The organism is Paraburkholderia monticola (assembly GCF_001580545.1).
In the GTDB taxonomy this organism is placed as follows: domain Bacteria; phylum Pseudomonadota; class Gammaproteobacteria; order Burkholderiales; family Burkholderiaceae; genus Paraburkholderia; species Paraburkholderia monticola.
Genome location: NZ_LRBG01000024.1, coordinates 1 through 3819, shown reverse-complemented (window position 1 = coordinate 3819; position 3819 = coordinate 1). Strand labels below are relative to the sequence as shown.

At 64.7% G+C, this 3819-nt stretch carries 3 protein-coding genes; 2 read left to right on the top strand and 1 reads right to left on the bottom strand.

Going from position 1 to position 3819, the window contains the following annotated elements:
* Positions 1–362: Phenylacetic acid catabolic protein (locus tag CI15_RS19375; RefSeq protein ID WP_241495869.1), on the bottom strand; the 362-nt coding region annotated here is incomplete at its 3' end.
* Between the two features lie 250 nt (positions 363–612).
* Between CI15_RS19375 and CI15_RS19370 the strand changes: the two genes are divergently transcribed.
* On the top strand, positions 613–2235 hold the full coding sequence (locus CI15_RS19370; protein ID WP_062129932.1) for an NAD(P)/FAD-dependent oxidoreductase: 1623 nt from the start codon (positions 613–615) through the stop codon (positions 2233–2235).
* A 114-nt stretch (positions 2236–2349) separates the two neighbouring features.
* The gene (locus tag CI15_RS19365; protein ID WP_062129930.1) at positions 2350–3627 is read left to right on the top strand and encodes an SGNH/GDSL hydrolase family protein; all 1278 of its coding nucleotides are present in this window, start codon (positions 2350–2352) and stop codon (positions 3625–3627) included.
* Positions 3628–3819 lie beyond the last annotated feature (192 nt).

Here is a 3819-nt window from a genome sequence, read left to right as displayed (position 1 = left end):
TGTAGCACGGGCAGCGCTGGGACGGCGTGGTGCGGTGTAGCGGCGGGCGGTGGGCGAGGGCTGGACAGGTAGAGCACGTGACCGGCTGCGCCCTGCACCTTGGCGATCAGGATCGCCTTGCGCTTGAGGCTGGGCGCGCGCGTGATCCAGTTGCCCTCGGGCAGCATGCCGACGATCTCCGAATGCGCATGCTGCGAGATCTGCCGCACCAGCGTTTTGCGGTAGGCGTCGGGCATCCAGTCCTGCGGCTCGATCTTGCCGTCGGCGGCCATCACCGCGTCGAAGCGCGCCTGTTCAGGCGAATTCGCGTCCGCATCGAGCGGGGCGACGTTGCCGGGGATATCGAGGGATTGGGTGTACATGAGGGACGCTCTCCGAGGGAGTAGTCTGTGTCGGCGTAGTATAAACCAACCGACCGGTCGGTTAATAAATTTTTCGTGAACAGGCTTTGAGATCGAGGGAGGTGCTCCGCGCGTCCAGGCATGATTGATGGCTGGGCGAGGTTTCGGGCGCTCGCGCGGTTCCTGACCGACCGCCACCCCGTTCCGACACTTACGCCGGTAAAATTGCGAATTGGCCGCGATTTGCGGCCCACTTGCGTCTCCGGTACTCATGTTACGTCTAAGCGAAATCAAACTCCCGCTCGATCACCCCGAAAGCGCCCTCGAAGCCGCCATCCGTGCGCGCCTCGCGGAACTCGGCGTGGCGCGGGAAGGCCTCATCCGATACACCGTGTTTCGCCGCGCGCACGACGCGCGCAAGCGCGCCGACATCAAGCTCACCTACATCGTCGATGTTGAGGTCAAGGATGAAGCGGCCGCGCTGAAGCGGCTCGCCGACGTGCCGCATTGCGGCTTGACGCCCGACATGAGCTACAAGTTCGTCGCCAAAGCGCCCGCGCAACTGAGCACGCCGCGCCCGGTCGTGATCGGCATGGGGCCGTGCGGCCTGTTCGCGGGCCTGATCCTCGCGCAGATGGGCTTCCGCCCGATCATCCTCGAGCGCGGCAAGGCCGTGCGCGAGCGCACCAAGGACACCTTCGGCCTGTGGCGCAAATCCGTGCTGAATCCCGAATCGAACGTGCAGTTCGGCGAAGGCGGCGCGGGTACTTTTTCGGACGGCAAGCTCTATAGCCAGATCAAGGACCCGAAGCACTACGGCCGCAAGGTGCTCGACGAATTCGTGCGGGCCGGTGCGCCGGAGGACATTCTGTACCTGAGCCGTCCGCATATCGGCACGTTCCGGCTCGTCAGCATGGTCGAGAAGATGCGTGCGAGCATCCACGAGCTGGGTGGCGAGGTGCGCTTCGAGACGCGTGTCGAAGACATCGACATCGACAACGGGCAGGTGCGCGGGCTGAAGCTGTCGACTGGCGAGGCGCTGCGCTGCGACCACGTCGTGCTGGCAGTCGGCCATAGCGCGCGCGACACGTTTCAGATGCTGTTCGACCGCGGCGTGTACGTGGAGGCGAAGCCGTTCTCGCTCGGCTTCCGGATCGAGCATCCGCAGGGTGTGATCGATCGCAGCCGTTTTGGCAAATTCGCCGGTCACAAACAGCTCGGCGCAGCCGACTATAAGGTGGTGCACCACTGTAGCAACGGCCGCGCGGTATATAGCTTCTGCATGTGTCCGGGCGGCACCGTGGTGGCGGCCACGTCGGAGCCGGGGCGCGTGGTCACGAACGGCATGAGCCAGTACTCGCGCGCGGAGCGCAACGCGAACGCGGGTATCGTGGTCGGCATTACGCCAGATGACTACCCGGGCGGCCCGCTTGCCGGCATCGCGTTCCAGCGCAAGTGGGAAGAGCGGGCGTTCGAACTCGGCGGCAGTAACTATATGGCGCCGGGGCAACTCGTCGGCGATTTCATCGCGGGGCGGCCGTCCACGTCGCTCGGCTCGGTCGTGCCGTCTTACAAACCGGGAGTGCGGCCAACCGATCTCAGCACGGCGCTGCCCGACTACGTGATCGAGGCGATTCGCGAAGCGCTACCGCAGATGGAGAAAAAAATCGCCGGTTTCGCGATGCATGACGCCGTGCTGACCGGCGTCGAGACCCGAACGTCGTCGCCGGTACGCGTGCGTCGCGGGGACGATTACCAGAGCGTTAATGTCCAGGGGCTCTATCCGGCGGGCGAGGGCGCGGGGTATGCGGGCGGGATCTACTCGGCGGCGATCGACGGGATCGAGGTCGCCGAAGCGGTCGCGCTAAAGATCATGAGTCAGCAAGCGGCGTAAGTTCGAGCGGGCACGGCCACGGAGTGCAGGGGCAAGGTGGCGTTGGCCGCAATGGCCGACGATTGCCGCGGCGATCGGGCACAATGCCCGTTTCGCCTCGAACCCATCCTCCGAATGACCCTTCGCACCCTGGTTGCCGCATGTGGCGCGGCACTGCTTGCCCAATTTGCTCCTATTGTCGTTTCCTCGAGCGCGCTCGCTGCCGAAGCGCCCGAGCATTGGGTCGCCGTTTGGGCGACCGCGCTGCAACCGATTCCGCAGAGGGCTGAGTTGCCGGCGCTGTATCGCGCGCCGGAAGTCGCTGGACGGACGGTTCGACAGATCGTTTTTCCGACCTTGTCGGGGAAGTCGGCGCGAATTCATCTCAGTAATGTGTATGGCAGGACGCCGCTCGTCATCGAAGAATTGCGCATCGCGCGCTCGGCCGGCGCCGCGGCAGCGGTAGAGGGCGGCGGTAGCCGCGTGACGTTTGGCGGCAAGAGCGCGGTCAGCATTCCGCCGGGTGGGGAGTTGGACAGCGATCCGATCGCGATCGACGTCGTCGAAGGCGCGCCCTATGCGATCAGCGCGTTTATGGGGGCTGATCAACGGATCGCCGCGTGGCACCGTGTGTCGAATCAGGTGAACTACGTGTCCGAGCCCGGCAATCATGCGGCCGACGCGTCGGCTGCGGCGTTCCGTGGCCGCTTCACGCAATATGTGTGGGTCACGGGCTTGTCGGTGGAGGCGGCGCCGCAGTCGGCTGCCGTGGCGGCGATCGGGGACTCGATCACCGACGGCATGCGCTCCAGCTTGAACCAGAACCGCCGCTGGCCGGATGCGCTGGCTCGCCGGCTGGCGGGCGGCGCGGAATCAACCGCGATTGTGAACCTCGGCATCAGCGGCAACCGGCTTCTGAGCGACTCGCCTTGCTATGGCGACGCGCTCGCGAGCCGCTTCGAGCGAGACGTTTTGCGGCGTCCCGGCATCAAGGCGGCGATCGTGCTGATCGGTATCAACGACATCAACTTTGCGGCAATGCCGCCTCATGGCGGACTCGACTGTGATTTTCCGCATACGTCGGTCACGGCCGCCGATCTGATCGCGGGATACCAGCGAGTGATCGCGGCCGCGCGGCGCAATGGCGTCAAGGTGTTCGGTGCGACGCTGACGCCGGCGTCGCTACCGCCGGAGCGAGAAAACATTCGACTGGCCGTAAATCAGTGGATCCGGACCAGTCATGCATTCGACGGCGTTGTCGACTTCGATGCGGCGTTGCGTGACCGGGCGCAACCGGACCGTCTGCAGCGTGCCTTCGACAGCGGCGATCACATCCATCCGAGTGATGCGGGCTACGCGGCGATGGCCAATGCCGTTCCCGTCGAAGCTGTCGTCAACGCGGCGCGGAAGTGAGCGGCAACGTTTTTTAAGCGAAAGCGAAAAGGGGTATTGACGAGGCGAGAAACAGCCGACATAATCTCGTTCTCTGCTGCTGATGCAGCGACGCAAACGAAGCGGTGCCGGGTAGTCAGGTGCTGCGCAGTGCGCGGATCGATCTTTAAAAACTAACAGCCGATAAGTGTGGGCGCTTGATGCGGAATGCCG